Raw genomic sequence first — 491 nt, forward strand, 5'->3', positions numbered from 1 at the left:
ATGACGCAGGTCTTGCCTTCGTTCATCTGCATGTCCACCGCCTTCTTCAGCGCCGGCCCCACGTCTTCCAGACGGTCCACGGTGATCCCTTCGGCACCCATCGCCCGACCGATCTCGGCGAAGCTCTGGTTGTCCAGCTCGCCCGCCACGAAGCGACGGTTGTAGAACTCGACCTGGTTCTTCTTCTCGGCGCCCCACTGGCGGTTGTGGAACACCACCGCGGTCACCGGAATCTCATGACGCACCGCGGTCATGATCTCCATCAGGCTCATGCCCCAGGCACCATCACCGGCGTAGGCGATCGCCGGACGCTCCGGTGCGGCCACCTTGGCCCCCATGATGGTCGGCAGTGCATAGCCGCAGTTGCCGAAGCTCATCGGGGCGAAGAAGCTGCGCGGCTTCTCGAAGCGCAGGTAGCTATGCGCCACGGCGTTGATGTTGCCGATGTCGGTGGAGACCATGACGTCTTCCGGCATCGCCTTCTCCAGCTC

Annotated in this window: 1 protein-coding gene; it reads right to left on the bottom strand. The window is 63.7% G+C overall.

Going from position 1 to position 491, the window contains the following annotated elements; genetic code table 11:
• The coding region (locus GRB96_RS15460) for a thiamine pyrophosphate-dependent enzyme (protein WP_240894297.1) at positions 1–476 on the bottom strand (476 nt) is incomplete at its 3' end.
• Positions 477–491 lie beyond the last annotated feature (15 nt).

Origin of the sequence: Halomonas alimentaria, assembly GCF_009902005.1 — a bacterium.
GTDB lineage: Bacteria > Pseudomonadota > Gammaproteobacteria > Pseudomonadales > Halomonadaceae > Halomonas > Halomonas alimentaria.